We start from the raw sequence: 19,379 nt of genomic DNA, 5'->3' as shown, positions 1-19,379 counted from the left end.
TCCTTTCAGGCGAGCGCGAGCGCCATGCCGCCGCTACTCAATGCTACATTCGCCGTCACCGTCGATTCCGGCTTGACCGGGACTGCCTGTCGCCAGACACGGCCGCCGGGCGTCCTGAAAAACGCGACCACTCCGAGGAACGTGGCTTCCGGCGGGAACGCCACCGTCTTGGTGGCCGATCCGCCGGGAGAGACGGTCAATTGGTCGGAGCCGAGAAGGTCTGCCCCGAGTGCGGAAGCAGGGTCGGACTGGAGGGCGAAAATATCGGCAGAATTGAACTTCCCGACATCCTTGAGCCTGAGGACGAGCACGGTCACCGGGCGATCCCCGCCATCAGCGGCAAGATTCATCCCCGCCTGTCCTGTCGCCTTTACGGTCACGGTCGAGGATTTTGGCGGACCGCTCATGCAACCGGAAATCAAGCCTGTCGCACCGAGCATCATCAAGAAACCACGTCGGTTAAGCATCATTCTTTCTCCCTCTCTTCATAGCCGTCCCGGAAATCGCTGCCGATTTCGCCGAGGAAGCGCGTTGATGCGCTCCTGGCAATTTCGCGATAGCGTTTCTCGTAAAGTTCCCAGAGCTTTGCCCGTCGCCCGCCGGCAAGCAGCGCGTCCCAGGCCGATTGAGACTTCAATTCGCTTTCTAGCGCCGCCGGATCGAAGCGCTCCACCATCCTTGCCAGCGCGGCCTGGACGCCGCGCCAGGTGCGCACGTGATGGTGGGCGAGATCGCGGATGGAGCCGTTGATCGCCGCTTCGGGCGGCAGGAAGCCGACATTGCGTTGCGTGAGGAACGTCGCGATGACGTCGTCGACGGTCGGCATGAATTTGAGAGGGTTGACCTCGGAGGCCCCGACAACAGTTTGTGCGATCCGGGCCTCGCCCTTTTCTTCGGCCCGCTTGCGCAGGAGATGGATCAACCCTTCCAGCATCATCCGGTACTCCCGGCCAAAATTCTCCATTTGGACGACGGGATCGGCAGACGGAAACTCCTCGCCACGGAAGCCCAATCCGCGCAGAAAGGCGTCGCGCAGGTCGGTCTCGATCGGCGCTGTCTTCTGCTGCCTCGGCTCCGTCTGTGGTTCCGGATTGGCTTGCGGCCCGACTTGTGGTGTGGCGAGCTCCGGAGCCGGCTGCTCTGCAGCCGTGCCCGTCGTAAAAAGATCCCAGGCCCGATTGTCCTGCCGCTGGGCCGGTAGCGGGTCGAGGCTGAACGGATCGTCGAACAGGGGCGCGCTTTTTTCGGCTCCTGTCGGTCGGGATCGGCAAACGGCGCCGCAGCGGGGTGTTCGAACGGGTCAGGCAATCCGGCGGGTCGCCGGGGGGATTCAACCCGCTCGATGCGTTCCGAGAAGAAAGAATCCCCTTCGAAGCCGATCGGCGGCGGCGATGTCGTTTGTTCAGACGGGCGCTCTGCCTGCATGCTTTGCAGCTCGACACGGACGACATAATTGCCGAGCTGCAGCCGGGCGCCGTCATGCAACGGGGCGGAATTTCCCGCTCCAAGTGGTGCGCGCGCCCCGTCTACGAAGAGGCCGCCGCTTGACGTATCCGTCACCTGATATCGACCGTGAACGCAAGCAATGGTGCAATGGGCACGGGAAACATACATGTCCGGATCGTCGATCCGCCAGTCGGCGTCTGCGCTACGACCGATGACGAGCTCGCCCTCGACGAGCCGCATCTGGCGCACGGCCTGGGGCCTGGGGGACTGTTCGAGGGTAAGGATCAAGGCCATGCGGTGGCCTCCGCAATCTCAGGACGAAAACCAACGAGGGTGCGCATGCACAAATCGGCTGCGTCGCCTCGATCCTGTTTCGGAGCGAGCCAAGCGATATGCCCGAGCCGCGCTTGTCCCAGCTTGGCTGCGGGAACCTCGTCTCGTTTGAGCACGAGCCTGACATCCACATCGAGCCCGTTTCCCATCAGATCGCGGATTGCCGTTTGCAAGGTTGCGCGACGCTCGCTGCCAGGCAGAAAGGCTGCGTAATCTCCAAGCGTCAACGGTCCGACGGAAAGTTCGATCCGTTGCTGTCGCTGGAATGTTCTCGGCCCGATCGTGGCGCTTCTGGCAAGCTGTGCGTGGGCGCCGGCAAGGCGGGACTGGATCCTTAGCGGTATGTCCATCCAGACACCGACAAATTCGCGAAGCTTGAAAGGAACCTTGAAATGATCGCCAAGAAACTGCGTGAGCCTCTCAGGCCCGTCGACTTGATGGGCAAGGGCTGCGGCGTGAGCAAGCTTCGTCAGGTCGATCGCGGTCGGCTGACGCTCAGCCCTGCCTCGCAGGCCGATCCCTGCCATGGCCGCCGCCATGGCACGAATGCGACCGCCCTCGGCGCGCTCGATCTGGACGGCCGGGTGCGCATCCGCCCACGCCCGGTAGAAGAGTGCGATCATGCGATGTTGAAGCACATTGACGAAGTCGACGAACGTGGTGTCGCTGACCTCGCGCATGTCGGCACCGGCAAACCATCGCTGCGACAGGCGATCCAGCACCCAGCGCGTCAGATAAAGCGGCATCGGACCTTCGGGACCGAGCAAGCCGATCGTCGCCACCGTTACCCGGGCGGGCGCTGTTTCGGTGGAAGGCTCGAGCCTTGCGATGTCCTGCACGGCAAAACCAAGCCGTATGTGCTGTCCGAGCCGGGCCGGTTCCCGCTGCGGCGGGCCTGCCTGACCGAAGATCATGTCCGTATTCTCGAGCCGCCGCAGGAGCTCAAAAAAGTCGAACTGCTCGGCAGATCCGACGACTTCATTCTTCAGATCAGGAAGCGGTTGCCCGGCGTTATCGGCCATAGCACATCCTCCTGTTTCTGCAGGATCCGCGCTCTTGTGCGCACGAATCCGTTAATCGCCGCGTAGCGTGCAAAGAGCCTCGAGAGCAGCGCCGTAAGCAACAAGCTGCTATGCCCGGCAAGCACCGACTGGTCGACATGGAGCGTGATGTCGCTGCCGCGGGCAAAGCACATCGGCCCAGCGATCGGCAGGCGCTCGATGAGAGGCCGGGCCTCGAACTCGCGCAATGGCGCGTACATGGCGCGAGAGGCTTGGATCTCCCCGCTGTGCATAAAGATCGAGCAGGGCGTGAAGAGGGTCGACCCCGCGGCCTTCCTCCGCCAGGCTGAGAAAATTCAGCGACAATTGCGCGATAAAGCGCCAGGCGAGTTCATCGGCTCTTGAGGCTTCGACGGCGCCGGCCGGAAGCGTTGCCGGAATGGCAGGCCAGGGCTGGCGTAGCGCGCCAAGCAATTGCACGGTCTCGACAGGATCGCCGCTTTCGAGCGTAAGGGAGGGCGTGTCGTCCAGTATCGGCAAGTCCCGGTTGGTGCAAAGGGCCGTCACCTCAATTCGCTTGAGCGGTCGCCCCGCTTTCGACTGTGCCGGGCGTGAGAGCGAGATGAAGACGTCGTCTCCGACATAGGATGTGCGGGTTTGTCCCTGACGAAGCTCGTCCTCGCTCGGCCGCCGTGGGCGACGTTCTGTAAAATAGACCCAACCGTTTGTTCGGTTTTGACCGAGACTGAAAAGAGCTGGTATCTCGGCGTCGGAGCCTTCGCCATCGGCGTCTTCCACACGCACCGCGCGATAGATTTCGAAATCGCGCGGCCGCGTTCGATCGGCGTGGAGGACCTGCCGGGTCCGCCGCGGATCGAACTCGATGACGCTGCAGGAGCGCTCGAACAGGTTGATGATCGGAGTTGCGAAAAGCTCCAGATCCTTGGCCGTGAGGCCGGCAAGCTCCGGAACGGGCCGACGAAGCAGGAAAACCAGTTCCAGCCTCTCGCCGCATTGGCGAACGACCGGCCGCATCCCCGTCACACGCGCATAGTGAAACCGCTCGGGGGCGATAAAATATTCGCGCAAAAGGCGGTAGCCCTCAAAGGTTTCGCGCGTGCGAGGCATGAGCGCCTCGTCGTCAGATATGCCGACCATCTCGAGCGCGGGCAGCGGCTTCAGGGGGGTGTCGCGCCCCTCCGGGCGCGCCCCAACACCAGCGCAGGTGCCAAATAGCGTATCGAAGAGCAATGGCGCCTTGCTCTTCTCACTGAAATAAAAGTCCAGGCGATCGAGCGTCAAGTCGGCGAGCTTGCCCCTGCCGGTTCGATTGATGGTGATGCTCAATCCGGACGCGCCGGCAACCCCGTCAATGGCGCCGATCCCCGCCGCCGCAAGTGCGCTTCGGTCCTGTATGTAGGTCACGGAGCTGATTGTAAGCGGCCAGAGCGTCACGTCCTGGACCGTGGTGAAGATGGATCTTGTCGAAATTCCAGGCCGCACGCTCGAAACGAGCCGCGTTCCCCGCTTCAAAAGGTGACCGGCAAACATGGTTTGAACTTGCTGGCCGGGCTTCAGCAAGGCCATGGCCGTTGCCGGCGCCGGCGAGACGAGGTCGGGATAGAAGTTTTCAAGCACGCTGCGGACATAGCGCGTGCTTTCTGCGTCCACCTTCTGGCGGGTGCGGGCTGCCAGAAACGCGACGCCGTCAAGAAGCCGTTCGACAAAGGGGTCCGGACACGGAATGGTGTCCAGAGAAAGATTGCGCGCGATCGAGGGGTGCATATGGGCAAACTCGGCGGCAAGCGCGCGAATATGGCTGAGTTCCTCCTCATAATATTCAAGGAAGACCCGATCCATTTCAGGTGTCCTTCAACTCGGTTCTCGCCGAGCCGTTGTCGAGATCGAGAATGGTGCGGATGCGTAGCCGTTCTGGCGCGGGCGTCGTCAGGAGAAGCGCGTCAATATCGATCCTCAGGCCAATCGACTTGTCGCCAAGGCTGACGGTCACCTTTGTTGCGCCTTCTTTGAGCCGGGGCTCGAATGCCGCAAGCACTTGTGCGATTTCCTTGGCGAGTTCCTCACGGTCGAAATCACGCGATGAGCGGCCCGAAAATGGCGGCACGCCGTAATTGACTACACTGCGGCGCACCAGCGGAAAATCTTCAAGCGAGGGAGGGTTCTCGCCCACCAGCTCGGCCTCCGCATCGGTCAAAAGGGGCGAGGATTCGAAACGTTGCACATTGAAAAGCGCCTCGATGTCGCGTCGCACCGCTTCACGAAGCACATCGCTCGAAACGACCACGCCGCGACTTTCCAGTTCCAGACGACGACGTTCCAGTGAAAGCAGACGATGGATGTTCTTCTTCTGCTCGAAACTGAGATCCGTCGCCGACTCTATTTGCCCGACGCCGCCGGCCACCATCGCGTCCAGCCGCTCTGCGTCTATCTCGCTTTGCAACATCTGCCGGAGATCTTTGATCTCGGAGCCGAGCCCCGGCAAATCATTGACCAGGCGATCCCACAAGGATGGCTGGATCGTTTCGCGGGTTGCGCGCTGGTGCCCGCCAAGCGGTCTCAACTCTCTTCCAACTTCTTTTCGCCAGCCGTCACTTGCCGACATAGACATCCATTTCGACCTCGTCCTTGTCGTCATAGTTGAACGTGATGTTCTTGTAGGCGAAGCCGACGCGCTCCTCGATGAGATCGGGTTCGTCCTCACTTGGCTTCATAGTGTACTGGGTGACCGAAGCCTCCTTCAGCGTAACGACCAGATAATCGCTCGTCTCGCCTTCGATCGTTCTGCGCGCGGAGAACTTGACCTCGCCGAGAAGCGTGTTGGCGAACAGCGCCTTCTTCAGATAGGGCGAGGATTTGTCATAGTGCTTGATGAAATTGATCATGCCCAGACTGACGCGGCCCCGTCGCGAGAGCGAATTGGGATCGTAGGGGGCGACCATTTCAAACTCCACGCCGTGGATTTCGATCTCGTCTTCGTGGCCATCGCGAACGCTCGGTCCCGTGATATCCGGCACCTTGAGAAAACCGTCAATTTTCATGAATAACCTCCCTTGTGAATTCAGCTCTTCGTCGACGGCAGCTCCGATACGAGACGCAGTGACGCATTGATGCCTTCCAACTGATAATGGGGGCGCAGATAAAACCGGGCATTGTACCATCCCGGGCGGCCTTCGACGCTGTCGACCTGAACCTCGGCCGCAGCCAGCGGCCGTTTGGCGCGGGCCTTGTCGTCGGCAAAGGCAGGGTTGGCAAGAACGTAGCGATTGATCCACTCCGTCAGCCAGATCTGCATGTCGGACCGCTCCTTGAACGAACCGATCTTGTCGCGGGCGATTGCCTTCAGGTAATGGGCGAAACGCGAAACCGGGAAAAGATACGGCAGATTTGCGCTCAGGCGCTCATTGGCCTGTGCATCCGGATCGACCAGGCGCCCGGCGCGCGTCTCGTCATCCTGTAGCGAGTGCGCACCGATGAAGGCTGCGATGTCTGTATTCTTGCGATGCAGGATCGGCATGAGCCCAAGCTTGGCAAGCTCTGCCTCGCGGCGATCGTCGATGGCGACCTCCGTCGGGCATTTCATCGCGACGGTACCATCGTCAGTCGGGAAATTGTGGACTGGAAGATTGATGACCGCTCCGCCGTTCTCGACGCCGCGAATTTGCGTGCCCCAGCCAAACAGCTTGTGGCTTCGATTGATATTGACCCCCATCGGGAAGGCGGCATTCATCCATACGTAGCGATGATGATCGCCCTGGACATCCTCCTCGAAGGCGAAGCTCTTTACCGGAATGGTTTCCGCGCCGTAGGGCAGGCGCGCAAGGACCCGGGGCATCGTCAGACCGATGTAACGCGCATCCTCGCTCTCTCGCAGCGACTGCCAGGACGCGTAGGCGGGCGACGAGACAATCTGTTGCAGATCCTGGGGGTTGGGCAGTTCCTGCCAGCTTTCCATGCGAAAGAGTCGCGGGGCGGCGGCTGCAATGAAGGGCGTGTGCGCCGACGCGCAGATGCCGGACATGTTGCGAAGGAGAGCGACGTCCTTCGGGTGGTTGGAGAACTCGTAGGCACCGATCAGGCAGCCGTACGGGCTGCCGCCAAGCATGGAATATTCGTCCGTATAGACTTTCTTGAATATGGGACTTTGGTCCCACATCTGGCCCTCATAGTCTTCGAGCGTGTCGGCCAGGGCTTCCTTTGAAATATTCATGACGCGGATCTTCAGCTTCTGATCCGTCTCGGTGTTGTTGACGAGATACCACAAGCCGCGCCATGTTCCCTCGAGCTGCAGCACCTCGGGCGCATGGAGAACTTCGTTGACCTGCTCGGTCAGAAGCTTGTCGATGCCGGAGATCAGGGATTTGATCGACTTGATCGCATTCGAGGAAATTGTCGTCGACTGCGAGCGCGCGCGCGCTGCAAGCGCAAGATTCTGCACCAGGGTTTGCAGCTTGTCGCTGTCATCCTTCTTGACCTTGAAGTCCTTTTCAAGAAGGTCGCTGAATTCCTGAAGATCGACGCCTTCGGCTTCCTTGACGTCGACAGCGGCGGTTCTTTCCTGTTCGGCCATGTTTCAGCCCTCCGACTTGCTGCCATCATCAATCGCCTGGTCGGCGATTTTTGCCAAAAGGGGCTCGTTGTTCAAAAGCTGGGCGATACGCTTTTCGGCGTCGACGCGGCCATCCATGAAGCCCAGCAATTCCTCAAGCTGGCGGCGCATCTTCAACAGTTCGGCGAGCTGCGGAACCTGTTCGGCGATCCGGTCCGGAGCGAAGTCACCCATGCTCGTAAAGGTCAGGTCGACGGCAAGTTCCTCGTCACGCTCTTCGCCGGGCGGTTGGGGAAGCGTGTTCTTGATCCGCGCCTTGACCCGCGGGCTCAGTGCCTCCATGAAGCGACCGAACCGGTTAGCGTCGGTTTCGACAAAGGTCCGGTCCCGCACGGATTTGAGTGCCTCTGGCGTTTGGGACGCACCGGCAAGATCTGCCATCACCCCCATCACGAAAGGCAGTTCGATCGTGGTCGGGCTGCCATATGTTTCCACTTCATAGGCGATCTGGACGCGAGGCGCCCTGTTGCGTTCGATTACCTTCGCCTTAGTTTCGCTCATTGGTGGTCACCTTTTGTCCCAGGGGCAGGTTTCTTGCTTTCCGAAACGCCGGCCAGAAGCCGGAATTCTTTCAGCCCGGAAGGAGCAAGGTCCTCCATGAGCTCGAGAAAATCCATTGGCACCATTCGCTTGATCCTGCGGGCCAGATGGGGAATGGGGCTTGATGGCTCCGTACGGTCGTAAAAGGCGATGATGAGGTCGATGCAGCGCGTGACTTCGTCTCGCGAGCTCAGACGGGAGGGGAAGACTGTTGCCGGCTGGTTCGGGGCCCGGTCTGGCGCAGCGCTGGTGGCAGCCGACGCAGGTTCGTCGCCGGCAGTGTCCTCTTTCTGACTCTCCTGTTGCGCATTAAGCTTGGTACGCTCCAGGGTCGCCGCCACGCGCTGCAGAAACCGGCTCAGATCCGGCAGGGTAACGCGCAAGTCGCCGCCGATCTGCAGGTTGAGCGACTGTTCGGCCGCCTCCAGAGCTGCAGCAGCAGCCCGTGCATCGGCGGCCAGCGCCGCGGCTTCATCAGCGGCCTGTTCGGCAAATGCCGCGCACCCGAACCGCACGCGATTGACCAATTGCTCATGTTCGCTGACAAGCGAGGCCTTCTCGGCCGCACTCAAACCCGGCGCCGCTTCGTTCAGAACGGTGCGGCTGTCGACCGCCCCCTGCTCCAGATCGCGTCCCGTCACCGGGCCAGCGCCACGAGGCGCAAAGAACGTCATTTTGCGCAGATCGCCGAGCAGACCATCCTTGTCATTTTGAAGCTGGATCAGTGCGTTGATGCGGCGAAGAGCGGCTTCGCGTGGAGGCAGGCCGTCGCGAAGCTCCGGGTGCATTGTCTGCCAGTGCATGTCGAAGGTTTGGCCGATCAGGTTCAATCCGTTGGCGAGGCCGGCCAGTCCTCGCTCATTCGCAAGGGCACGCGTTACAATCACGAGCAGCCTGAGATCGCGCCCGTGCGCTCGCAGCTCCTCTGATTTGCGAAGCACGGTCGACCAGTCGACCGGCACTTCCGTTCGTGCGACGGGGTTGTTGCGCTCGTCGCGGCTGATTTCGATCTGGGGCTGTACGAGGCGTTCGAGCTCGTGGAATCGTCCGTCGTTCCGTAGGCTTTCGCCGGACGGGTTGTCACCGTTTATCGGATTCAACCAGAGCGCAGAGTCGAACAACAGATCCCCCGCTTTACCGAATATTCTTCTCGCGATCCTGTTTTAGCATAAAATTTCGCTCTGTACTAATGCCACTTATCGACGAGCGGCATTAATTCCGAGTGTCGATCAATCGGGTCGTCGTCGATAGGATCGAAACCTTCCCGCTGGCAATAACCGCATGTAAATCCTCGGCAAAGGACTTTGTGGATTCAGTTGTGGGGCGAAGTTGCGAGAACAGAGGACGGTCGGTCTGCATCGCGATTATCAGGCTTCTACCGAACGTATTGTCGACCGCGAAGGAAAGCTTTGCGGGATCGGTCGCTCCATCTGCGGTGGAGTAGGCGACACGGATGGTACGCATGCCATCGGACACCGTCCCGAGACTGGCAAGCGCGTTGTCCGGGCGCTTGATGTTGGGAAGGACGTTGAACAGATTGCCGGTGACATCGGCAATCGCGACCCAGAGGTAGCCATCCGTGATCGCGGCCGGAGCCAGCACATCGATGACCGGATTGTCGCCAACCGAGTAGATGCCGGACATGTTCGGTTCGGATTTGTCACCATAACCGAGCACGATCGTCATCGGCCCTTGTGGCACATCGGGCAACAATGACTGGACGACACACAACTGTTTGTTGAGCACTGTCGTATCAAATCGCAGATCGCGATCACCCAGACGCGGTGCGAGCCTTTGCCGGAGCGCTTCGATATCTCCGCTTGCCGCAACGTTTCCCCGAATGGCGACTGTCGAGCCAAGAGGAAAGTTTGCCCCTTCCGGTGTCTGGACGACAAGCGAACCGCAGGTCTCCAACGGTGTGATGGCAGATTTCAACTGGTCGGGCGTCAGGCTCCTCGGTCCTGCGGCAATCCGCACGACAGGTTGATAGCCGGCGGCCTTGCTCGCCTCGCTGAACCGGCTGACGACAGTGTCACGTGTTGTCTTGTCGGGAGCAAGGCCGGTCAGGCGGACGGTGCGGTCCGAGACATCGAGCCTCCACTCGTCGAGCCCGTCGGCGGCGGCGAAAAAGCTGTCGATGTCTTGTGCCCAGCGCTCGGAAGGTTCCCCTTTCGCAAGTGTAAGCGCACCCGTGGGTGCCGGCAGCCCGGCTGTGCGCGAAAAACCCGCCAATATCGCCTGTTGCTGGTCGGCATCGGGAGCAAAGCCGGACAAGGTCGGCTGGTGTTGCCCGTCGAGCCCGGCGCTGAGTTTATAGGGTGCCTGGACCGGAAGGCTTTTCACAAACAGGCTCTCGCCAAAGCCGGCAAACCAAAGTCCCGCGATCGCCGCTACGACAGCAGTGGCTAAGATTGCCGGCCAGTGCCACCAGCCCGGACGGGCGCCACTCCCACCTTCCTTCCGGCCACTGCGATTGGTCCGCAACATCTCCCCCACCTGCTTGACGACGGCCGCAGCCGTTGGCGGGCGTCGCGATGGGTCGGGTTGGGTGAGATCGTCGATCAACGCCTTGAGCGGCTCCGGAACGCCCGCTGTATCCAGCCGGCGCTCCTTGTAGCGGACAACCTCGCCGGAACTCGTTCCGACGTTGGGAATTTTTCCGCGAAAGGTCGCAAGCAAGGATGCGCCGAGGGCATAAAGGTCTGATCGCGGCTCGGCCTGCCCGTGCAATTGTTCGGGCGCTGCATATTCATATTTTCCGGCAAACTCTTTGCCGACGATTGTGCGTGCGCCCGTCTTGCTGTCCTTGGCAATGCCGAAGTCGATGATGACGGCTTCCTCCGGCCGGCCGCTGCGCAAGATGATGTTGTCGGGCGACAGATCGCGATGGACGATCTTGCGTTCGTGTGTCGCAACCAAGCCCTCCGCCACTCTTTGGGCCACGACCAGCAGGTCTCTGGAAGAAATCCCGCCACGCTCGAGATAGTCGTTGAGTGGCGTACCTGCGACGTAATCCATGACCAGATAGACGTAACCCTCGGCTGTCTGGCTGCAGTCGGTATAACGCACGACCGCGTCATGCGAGATGCCGCGCATCTCCTCTTCCCGCTTCATCAATTCCAGATAGCCGGCATCGGCGGACAGCTCCCGCTTGAGTGCCTTGAGCGCCACGACACGGCCGGTGATCTTGTTGCTGGCGCGGTAGACTTCGCCCGTTCCGCCGCGGCCGAGCACACCCTCGATCTCGTAGGTATTGTTGAGTACCTGGTTCTTGCGAAAGATGTCACCGGGCAATGGGTCAATCATCTGCTAACTCCAAACCACGCGGTCACTATTCATCAAAGACATGCGGTTCGAATATTTGTCAAGAACACTATAATGTGGCAGTTTGCCATTGAGATTGAAGACTAGGCTCGTTCATTCGAGAGCACCTGGCAGGAGCCGACCGGCATGCAGCAGAACGTGTCTTCTCACAGCTTCAAACGTAAAGAACTCATCGGCAAGCTTGATCCGATATGTCTGCGCGCATTCAAGGCGGCAGCCGACGCCGCCAAGCTTCGGGGCAATCCCTATGTCGAACTCGTGCATTGGATCGAGCAGCTGGCGCTCGTCGACCGCGCGGATTTCCAGCTGATCCTTGCCGACGCTGGCGTGAACCTCGGGCGCCTTGCAGCCGACATGGCGCGGTCGATCGACAAGCTGCCCTATGGCGCGACGTCCATTGAAGAGTTCTCAGACCACATATTTCACGCTGTCCAGGAGGCCTGGAGTCTCGGCAGTCTTCAATTCGGCTCAGAAGAGGTGCGCGGCGCTTACGTCCTTCTGGCCTGTCGAAAGGTGCCGGTGCTTGATGGCTTGCTGTTGAAGATCAGCGGTGAGTTCGACCGGATCGAAACCGATTCCGTCCTTGCTCGCCTGGACGACGTACTGTCGCAATCGCTTGAAAATAAAGGCAGGCGCGAAGCTGGACAACCGGTGCGAAAGGAGCGACCGGCTGGCGGCGATTCCGCGTTGGCCAAATATGCGACTGATCTGACCAGGCGTGCTCGAGAAGGCAAGATCGATCCGGTTGTGGGTCGCGACCCGGAAATTCGCCAGATCGTCGATATCCTCATGCGCCGACGGCAGAACAACCCGATTCTGACGGGCGAGGCCGGGGTCGGCAAGACGGCGGTCGTTGAGGGCTTTGCGCTTCGCCTTGCGGCAGAGGACGTGCCGCCGCCCCTCAAAGGGGTCGCGCTCCACATGCTGGATGTGGGCTTGATGCAGGCCGGAGCGAGCGTCAAAGGCGAGTTTGAAAAACGCCTCAAGACGGTGATCGACGAGGTTCAGGCATCGGAAACGCCGATCATCCTCTTCATCGACGAAGCACATACGCTGATCGGAGCGGGCGGGGCTGCTGGAACGGGAGACGCCGCAAATCTTTTGAAGCCAGCATTGGCGCGCGGCGAACTTCGCACGATCGCCGCAACGACATGGGCGGAGTACAAACAGCACATCGAGAAAGACCCGGCGCTGACCCGGCGCTTCCAAGTCGTCAAGATTGAGGAACCCAGCGAAGAAAGCGCCGTTCTCATGCTGCGCGGCGTGGCGGGCATCCTCGAGAAACACCATCGGGTTCAGATCCTCGACGAGGCGATCGAAACGGCGGTCGGCCTTTCACATCGTTACATTCCGGCCCGTCAGTTGCCCGACAAGGCAGTCAGTTTGCTTGATACCGCTTGCGCGCGCGTGGCCGTATCACAGCACGCAACGCCGGCCGAGGTTGAAGATCTTCTGCGACGCAAACAGGCTCTCGAGATCGAGCAGGGGATCATCGGCCGCGAAAGGTCCATCGGCATTGAGGTTGCAGAGCGTCAAGCTGAGAGTCGACAACGCCCTTGGCGCGGTGGAGACGGCCCTAGCCAAGGCGCAAGCCCGCTGGGAAAAGGAACGGTTGCTGGTGTCTGATGTTCTCGACCTGCGGGCCAGGCTGCGCAGCGAGGGAGTTCCCCTGGATGCGGCGTTGTCGCAACCGGGCGCTACCGCGCCCAATCCGACGGTCCCCGACGAAAATTCCTCAGCGCCCCCGGAAGGCGAAAAGGAAGCCCCCGACGGAAATGCCGACCTTGTGCGCCTAAGGGCGATGACGCAGGAACTCGCCGAAATGCAGGGCGAAACGCCATTGATGCTGCTGTCGGTAGACCGCAACGCGGTCGCTTCGGTGGTCCAGGACTGGACAGGTATTCCGGTCGGGCGAATGCTCGCCGGCCAGACTGAAAGGGCGCTCAAGCTCGCCGGAATTCTGGGCGAACGCGTTGTCGGTCAGGACCTTGCCATGGAAGCGATCGCACGTCGGGTACGGACCAGCCGCGCGGGATTAGGGTCGCCGGAAAAGCCGGTCGGCGTCTTTCTGCTTTGTGGACCGTCCGGTGTCGGAAAGACGGAAACGGCGCTCGCCCTTGCCGAGGCATTGTACGGCGGCGAACAGAACCTGATCTCCATCAACATGTCGGAATTTCAGGAGGCTCATACGGTTTCGACGCTGAAGGGAGCCCCCGGCTATGTCGGCTATGGCAAGGGAGGTATTCTAACCGAGGCCGTTCGCCGCAGGCCCTATTCCGTCATTCTGCTCGACGAGGTCGAAAAAGCGCATCCCGATGTCCACGAGATCTTCTTTCAGGTCTTCGACAAGGGGATGATGGACGACAGCGAGGGTCGACGGATTGATTTTAGAAATACACTCATATTGCTGACCTCCAATGTCGGATCGGATGTCATCATGAGGCTGACCGGCAACGGGCTCTCCCGCACGCCAACCGAGGAACTCGAAGCCGCGTTGCGGACACCGTTGCTGCAGGTGTTCCCGGCCGCCTTCCTCAGGGCGCGTCATCGTCGTGCCCTATTATCCCCTTTCGGATTCGATGATCGAAGCAATCACGCAGGCAAATTTTGCGAAGATCGCAGAGCGACTGCGTACGAGCCACAACGCCGAACTGGTCATAGGTGAGGGCGTTATCGACTTGATCAAGGCGCGCTGCACCGAAGTGGAGTCGGGCGGTCGCATGATCGATGCGATCTTGACCAACACGCTTCTGCCGGCCCTCAGCACTGGCATATTGAACTGGGCGCTGGACGGCAAGCGTTTGACGAAGGCGACGGTCGGAGCGTCTGCGGACGGCTTCACCTACGCCTTTGAATAGCGATTAGATCGCATCTGCGGCTGCTGTGCGCGTTTAGCTGACTGCCTGGAATTCGACGCGTCGGTTCTCGTCAGCTCTCGGTTTTTGTGCATCGAGCGGAAACTGCTCGCCAACGCCAACAGCCTCGAGCCGTTCACGAGGAATTTGGCAATCCTCTGTGAAGAAGCGCGCCACTTCCCTTGCACGCAGCGTGGAGAGATTCTGGTTGTACCTCGCTCCGCCGGAGGCGTCGGTATGACCGACAATGCGAATGAGCTTGATATCCATTTCTTTCACCACACTGCAGAGCTTCTGCAGCATCGGCTTCTCCTTGGGTGCGATGGCAGAGGAATCGAAGGCAAACTGCACGCGGTAGTTAACCTGATCATCGTCAGGCAGCTTCCAGTATGTCTGCGGTGTTGTTATCGTCGCTGCTGCAGTTGTTGAAGTCTCCGCCGGCCCGTTTCCAGAGGTCGGGCTGGCCTCGACAGTTTCCTCTTTCGCCGGATTTGCCGAAGCGCCCGGATTGCTGCTCGCTTGAGTAGAGCCGACCTTGGCTGGCGTAGTCTCGGGCGTGGCGATCGGCACTGGCGTTGCCTCCGGCGCCGGCCCGGAATTGGTCAGCACGAGGCCGCGGGACGGCCCGAGCGTGGCCGCCTTGAACAATTCCATTTGCCTCTGGAAACGTTCCTTGAGCGCCGTCTCGTTTAGTTCCTGTGCACGCAATTCACTTTGTAACGTGAAGAATAAAGCGAGAGACACCAGCAGCTTCAAAGTCAGCAGGCGCTTCATTTTAGGTTCCTCTCGGCAAAAATGTTTCGCCTGGCCAAAAAATTACTATAGGATGACCGTGGGTGCAACCGCTTCCGTGGCGGCCCTCACGGCGGAGCGAATGATGAGGTTCTTCCGGTCATGACCCCGGAGTATCCCGATAGTCCCTCGACGCGGGTCCCGAGCTGGCCGGGCAGGCCAAAAGGGGCCGGGCTCAGCCACACCGGTCATGTTCGCAACCGCAACGAGGACGCGATACTCATAGATCCCACAGGCATGCTTTGGGCCGTTGCCGACGGAATGGGAGGTTATGGCCACGGCGACGTCGCGGCAGGCCTTGTGATCGAGCATCTAGCCCTACTTCCCCATACGCCAATTTCGAGCGCCGATCTGGTGGGCGCGCTCGAGGCAGCCAATTCCGCCATTCGGCGATGGGCAACCTCGGCCGACGTGGCGCAGATGGGTGCAACCGTGGTGGCTGCGCTTCTGCAGGGCGGCACTATTTCGCTTGCATGGGCGGGCGATAGCCGGGCCTACCGCTGGCGCGAACGTGAATTACAACAGCTGACGCGCGACCATTCGGTCGTGCAGGAGCTTCTCGACGATGGGCGCCTTTCTCCCGCTGCGGCCTGGCAGCACCCGCAAGCGCATGTTGTAACTCGCGCGATTGGAGCGTCCGATCATCTTGTGGTCGAAACCGCGGAAGTTTCGTTTTGCCCGGGTGATGTCCTCATTCTTTGCTCTGACGGGCTAACCGACTGTGTGGCGGACGCCGAGATCGCTGCCCTTGTGGCTTCCGTTACAACGCCGGCGGTGACCTGTCAGCGATTGATCGGCGCTGCACTCGATAACGGTGCTCCGGACAACGTCTCAGTGATTGTCGTCCAAATTGATGGAGCTGCGGTATCTTGAGGCCAATGAATGCCATCGCGGCCATCGTCATCGGAATGAGCATCATTCTCGCAGCCGTCATCTTTGCGTTTGTCGGAAATCTCTTGCAAGATACGGAGCGTGATCCGAATGCGGGCAAAATAGATCGGCTCACACAGCAACTTGCCCAGCAGGACGGTGAAATTCGGGGGCTGCGCTCTGAATTGAACACCCTCAAAGGACAGATGGCGGATGTCGGCGGCAGGGTGATGGAGTTGGAAAAAGCTCCACCTCCCGAGCCTGCTCAGACAGCGCCTGTCATCAATCCGCAAACCATCCAACAGACAGCACCTTCACCCCTCTTCACGGACCAGTTCGGCGGTATGGCGCCGCGTGAGGAAGAAGGAAATCTGACTGAACCGATGCAACTGGCCAAGAAGCGTTTCAACGAGAATGTCATACGCCCGACCCCGGCCGTGTTGCGACAGATATTGGGCGAACCGAGAAGCACCTATTCAACCACCTGTGCACCGGTCACCAATCCCAAATTGCTGCATGCACTCGAAACCCGCGACATCGGGGGTATTCGTCTGACCATGATCAGACCGGCGCTCGATTCGCTTCAGCAGATCATGGCGCGCCTTAAAAAAGAAGAGCCCGACATCCATGCCGCAATCGGAACCGCGGGCGCGCTCTGTGCAAGGTATGTACGGGGGTCGGCAAAGTCGGTGTCCTCACATGCGTGGGGGGCGGCCGTCGACCTGACGCTCAAGAAGAACCTCGACAACATGGGCGATAACAGCACGCAATTCGGGCTCGTGGTGCTCGCGGAGTTCTTCAATGAGGCTGGCTGGTATTGGGGTGCGGGCTATAGCCGCGAAGATTCTATGCATTTCGAGGTAGGCGAGGCGCTGCTGCGAAAATGGGCGGCTGAGGGCAAGCTGTGAAGGGGGATCTCGAACCGCCGGGTCCAGCCCCTATGCAAGCAGATGTGCTTGCCGCACTGGCACAGCCCCTGCTGGACCTTGCAAGGCGGGCCGAAAGCGAAAAGAAACCTGATCCGCGCGAGCTTGCGGCAATGGCACGGACCCTCGTCGCCGCGTTCGAGACGGAAGCACGGCGCAGGAAGGTCCCGCAGGACTGGCTCCTGGATGCCCGCGATGCCCTTGTTGCTTTGGTTGATGCGCGAGCGCGTAACAATCCGGCATTGTCGATCCGAAAATGGGAGCGCGCTCTGGCCGCCGCTCTTCCAATCGGGGGCGTTATGGCGGCGAGCAGCCTCGCCGAACGGGCGAGGGCGGCAGCGAAGGCAGGGCCGGCGAGCCGGGATCTCGCCCGCTTCCTCGGTCACTGTAACGACGCTGTCCAGGCGGCCCTTCTATCGGGCACACAGCATAAAACCCTCGCGGATCGCGGTCTTGCTGCTCTTGTGATCGGACTTTTCCTGGCAATTCTAGTGGTTTGGGCAGCATGGGCGGAATGGCGGTTTCGTGAGCGGCTTTTGTCGCAACTGCCCGATGTCGCACATGTCGTAGAAGCCGGACGCATGGCAACACCGGCGGCGCGCGCAACCCAACTCGATGCATTCCTTGCAGGAGTTCGACTTGTTGAGCAGGATGCGCAGCGTTCACCCCTTGGTCTCATTCATCATTTAGGGATTTTCGATCCGGCAGAAGCGGCACGCCGGCGCTATGGCCAAGCCGTCGACGCCCTGGCCAGCGGCCCGCTTGCCGAAGCCCTTGGTGTTGCTCTCGCCACGGAAGGAGAGGCGACCGCACTTTACGATTCCTTACGCGCCTGGTCCATCTTGAAGGGCACATCGGACTGGCAACCGCGGTTCCTGGCGGGCTGGATCGAAGATCGAGCCCAGACATTTCCCGGACTTGCCGGCATGGCAATGCATGTCGCGGCCATGTCCGGACCTCCGACAGATCTTGAAGAGCCGGATCCCGAAGCAATTGCTCAAGCAAGACAGTTTGCTTCAGAGGGCTTAGCAAACGAGCGCGCCATGCTGGAGCTCGCCCGCGCCGAGAAAACTGCGGGCCTGCCTGCCTGGTCTCTCGGGCAGGCAGCACCTGGTCTCGACAAGATATTGATCCGCAGGTCCGGACTGCCCATCGAGCAGGCCGTGCCCGGTCTTTACACTGAGGCAGGATGGGCTTACGCGCGCTCCGGCGCGGCAGAAGAGGCGATCGGGAAGGCGAAAGCCGAAACTACCGTCCTCTTAGACGCCGGAGACGAGACAAGTGCTGATGCAGTTATGGACCTCCTTCAGAAGCGGACGCTGGAGACGTGGTCTCAGTACCTCGGCGATCTTCGTGTTCGGCCATTCACCGACCAACCGAGCGCGGTTATTGTCAGCGGTGTGCTAAGCGCCACCAACTCCCCGCTCTCGGCCCTGATCCGCGAGGCATGGCGTCAGGCGGGGGGCACCGACCGCAGCCGCAGCCATGCGAACCAGCTTCGAATTGCCGCGACACTCGGACCTGCCATCCAATTCGTGGAGCAGGGTCGCATGTCGGAAATCTCGCGCCTCTTTGTGTCGCTGAATGTCGCGCTTGCCCTTCTCGACGGAAATTCCGAAATCGGCAAAAAGTCGCTGATGGATGCGCAGGAGCGTGCCAACTCTGTTGTCGCCCTGCAGCAAGCCCCGCTCCTCGTCGTACAAATGGTCGAAGACGTGATCTCGCAGACGGCATCTCCAAAGGCGGTAGAAAAGGCCGAAGATCCTGTCCCGACAGCAAAGCCGCAAGGGGCTTGGGGCGAGATCGCTATGGCCTGCCAGGCTGCTGTCGCAGGCCGCTATCCGTTCTTTGACGGGTCGGACGCGGATATGGCTGAAGTCGCGCGCATTTTCGCGCCCAAGGGTCTCGTGGAGACCTATTTCCGGACGCAACTGGCGCCTTTGATGGATATATCAACGACGCCGTGGCGCTGGAAACCGGGAGCACGGCTTTCTGGTTATGCGCCCGAGAGTGCAACGTTCTTTCAGAAAGCTTCCGCAATCGGCGACGCGCTCTTTCGTCAGGGAACCTCGCCGCATCTGCCTGTATCGCTGGAGGCACTTGCACAACGCGGTGCGGCTACCATCTCGATCGGCGGCGCACACGCGCCGGTTACCACATCAGGCGGGGCAGTGACCTTTAGCTGGCCGGGCGATCTGCCATCACGCGGCTTCGAAATCTCCTTCGATAGCGGTAGTGCGGTTGAGAAAAAAGCACGCCCGGGCCGTGGGGCCTGCTGCGCTTTCTGGACGGGTCACGCTTGCGGCCACGCGACGGCGGCCGGCGTTTTCTCATAGACGTGCGGGCAACCGGCGCACGCGCCTACCTGCAGATGTCGTTCGCCGAGCCTGCCAACCCTATCTCCGTGCGCATTCTAATGCGGGAACTGACATGTCCATCGAGCCTCTGACGTCACCACGGCTTTAGAGACGGACGCACCTTTATGACAAAGTCACTCACTCATGCCTCTCCGGCGAGCGACATTCCTTTCGCACTTGACGGCAAATCAAAGTTACTTAATCTAAGCTCCGTCAGGACCCGCTGGGAGGAGGGGCCGGCATATCGCGATCTCTGTCGCACCATCTTCATCTCCCAAAGCCATGACTCCGGATCGTTCGCCGCCGAT

The 19,379-nt window shown here is 60.5% G+C and carries 14 protein-coding genes and 3 pseudogenes; 5 read left to right on the top strand and 12 right to left on the bottom strand.

From position 1 onward, the window contains the following. Positions 1 to 5 precede the first annotated feature (5 nt). The 11 genes and pseudogenes from tssJ to MHI61_RS28995 form a co-directional block, all read right to left on the bottom strand. Positions 6 to 467 (bottom strand): type VI secretion system lipoprotein TssJ, encoded by a 462-nt coding sequence (tssJ, locus tag MHI61_RS29045; protein WP_097581222.1) that lies wholly within the window; start codon positions 465 to 467, stop codon positions 6 to 8. Continuing rightward, positions 467 to 1,231, bottom strand: a complete 765-nt coding sequence (gene tagH / locus MHI61_RS29040; RefSeq protein ID WP_239793406.1) for a type VI secretion system-associated FHA domain protein TagH — start codon at positions 1,229 to 1,231, stop codon at positions 467 to 469. Before tagH ends, tssJ begins: the two co-directional genes overlap by 1 nt. A gap of 284 nt (positions 1,232 to 1,515) precedes the next feature. Continuing rightward, a pseudogene (locus MHI61_RS29035) lies at positions 1,516 to 1,614 on the bottom strand (FHA domain-containing protein); the annotation flags it as partial. Positions 1,615 to 1,730: 116 nt separating this feature from the next. Continuing rightward, positions 1,731 to 2,801: a type VI secretion system baseplate subunit TssG gene (tssG, locus tag MHI61_RS29030; RefSeq protein WP_097607465.1), complete on the bottom strand. Its 1,071-nt coding sequence runs from the start codon at positions 2,799 to 2,801 to the stop codon at positions 1,731 to 1,733. Then, positions 2,765 to 4,640, bottom strand: a pseudogene (tssF, locus tag MHI61_RS29025) (type VI secretion system baseplate subunit TssF). Before tssF ends, tssG begins: the two are co-directional and overlap by 37 nt. 1 nt (position 4,641) lies before the next feature. Beyond that, complete coding sequence (gene tssE, locus MHI61_RS29020; RefSeq protein WP_239793405.1) at positions 4,642 to 5,403, bottom strand: type VI secretion system baseplate subunit TssE; 762 nt, start codon at positions 5,401 to 5,403, stop codon at positions 4,642 to 4,644. After that, positions 5,390 to 5,839: a type VI secretion system tube protein TssD gene (gene tssD / locus MHI61_RS29015; protein WP_010030070.1), complete on the bottom strand. Its 450-nt coding sequence runs from the start codon at positions 5,837 to 5,839 to the stop codon at positions 5,390 to 5,392. Before tssD ends, tssE begins: the two co-directional genes overlap by 14 nt. A 20-nt stretch (positions 5,840 to 5,859) precedes the next feature. Further along, on the bottom strand, positions 5,860 to 7,368 hold the full coding sequence (gene tssC / locus MHI61_RS29010; RefSeq protein ID WP_170965019.1) for a type VI secretion system contractile sheath large subunit: 1,509 nt from the start codon (positions 7,366 to 7,368) through the stop codon (positions 5,860 to 5,862). 3 nt (positions 7,369 to 7,371) lie between these two features. Continuing rightward, a complete protein-coding gene (gene tssB / locus MHI61_RS29005) occupies positions 7,372 to 7,908 on the bottom strand; it encodes a type VI secretion system contractile sheath small subunit (RefSeq protein WP_097607469.1) in 537 nt (178 codons plus the stop codon). Beyond that, a complete protein-coding gene (gene tssA / locus MHI61_RS29000) occupies positions 7,905 to 9,068 on the bottom strand; it encodes a type VI secretion system protein TssA (protein WP_239792930.1) in 1,164 nt (387 codons plus the stop codon). The genes tssB and tssA overlap by 4 nt, the downstream gene beginning before the upstream one ends. Before the next feature lie 91 nt (positions 9,069 to 9,159). Beyond that, positions 9,160 to 11,181, bottom strand: a complete 2,022-nt coding sequence (locus tag MHI61_RS28995; RefSeq protein WP_239792929.1) for a serine/threonine-protein kinase — start codon at positions 11,179 to 11,181, stop codon at positions 9,160 to 9,162. A gap of 216 nt (positions 11,182 to 11,397) precedes the next feature. Here MHI61_RS28995 and tssH point away from each other — a divergent pair. Then, a pseudogene (gene tssH / locus MHI61_RS28990) lies at positions 11,398 to 14,129 on the top strand (type VI secretion system ATPase TssH). A 33-nt stretch (positions 14,130 to 14,162) separates the two neighbouring features. Here the strand turns inward: tssH and MHI61_RS28985 are convergent. After that, positions 14,163 to 14,900: an OmpA family protein gene (locus MHI61_RS28985; RefSeq protein WP_239792928.1), complete on the bottom strand. Its 738-nt coding sequence runs from the start codon at positions 14,898 to 14,900 to the stop codon at positions 14,163 to 14,165. 120 nt (positions 14,901 to 15,020) lie between these two features. On the opposite strand from MHI61_RS28985, the gene MHI61_RS28980 reads away from it, so the two are divergent. From MHI61_RS28980 to MHI61_RS32845, 4 genes are read left to right on the top strand one after another with little or no spacing between them, the layout of a single operon-like run. Beyond that, complete coding sequence (locus tag MHI61_RS28980) at positions 15,021 to 15,791, top strand: SpoIIE family protein phosphatase (RefSeq protein ID WP_239793392.1); 771 nt, start codon at positions 15,021 to 15,023, stop codon at positions 15,789 to 15,791. Positions 15,792 to 15,796: 5 nt separating this feature from the next. Continuing rightward, complete coding sequence (locus tag MHI61_RS28975) at positions 15,797 to 16,696, top strand: M15 family metallopeptidase (RefSeq protein ID WP_239793391.1); 900 nt, start codon at positions 15,797 to 15,799, stop codon at positions 16,694 to 16,696. Positions 16,697 to 16,728: 32 nt separating this feature from the next. Beyond that, positions 16,729 to 19,050: an ImcF-related family protein gene (locus tag MHI61_RS28970; protein ID WP_239793390.1), complete on the top strand. Its 2,322-nt coding sequence runs from the start codon at positions 16,729 to 16,731 to the stop codon at positions 19,048 to 19,050. Further along, positions 19,014 to 19,163 carry a hypothetical protein gene (locus MHI61_RS32845; RefSeq protein WP_345774878.1) on the top strand — a complete coding sequence of 50 codons (150 nt, stop codon included), beginning with the start codon at positions 19,014 to 19,016 and terminating at the stop codon, positions 19,161 to 19,163. Before MHI61_RS28970 ends, MHI61_RS32845 begins: the two co-directional genes overlap by 37 nt. The last annotated feature ends 216 nt before the right edge of the window (positions 19,164 to 19,379 follow it).

The sequence above is a fragment of the Rhizobium sp. K102 genome (assembly GCF_022385315.1).
GTDB lineage: Bacteria > Pseudomonadota > Alphaproteobacteria > Rhizobiales > Rhizobiaceae > Rhizobium > Rhizobium croatiense.
This window is presented reverse-complemented; position numbering and strand designations above follow the sequence as displayed.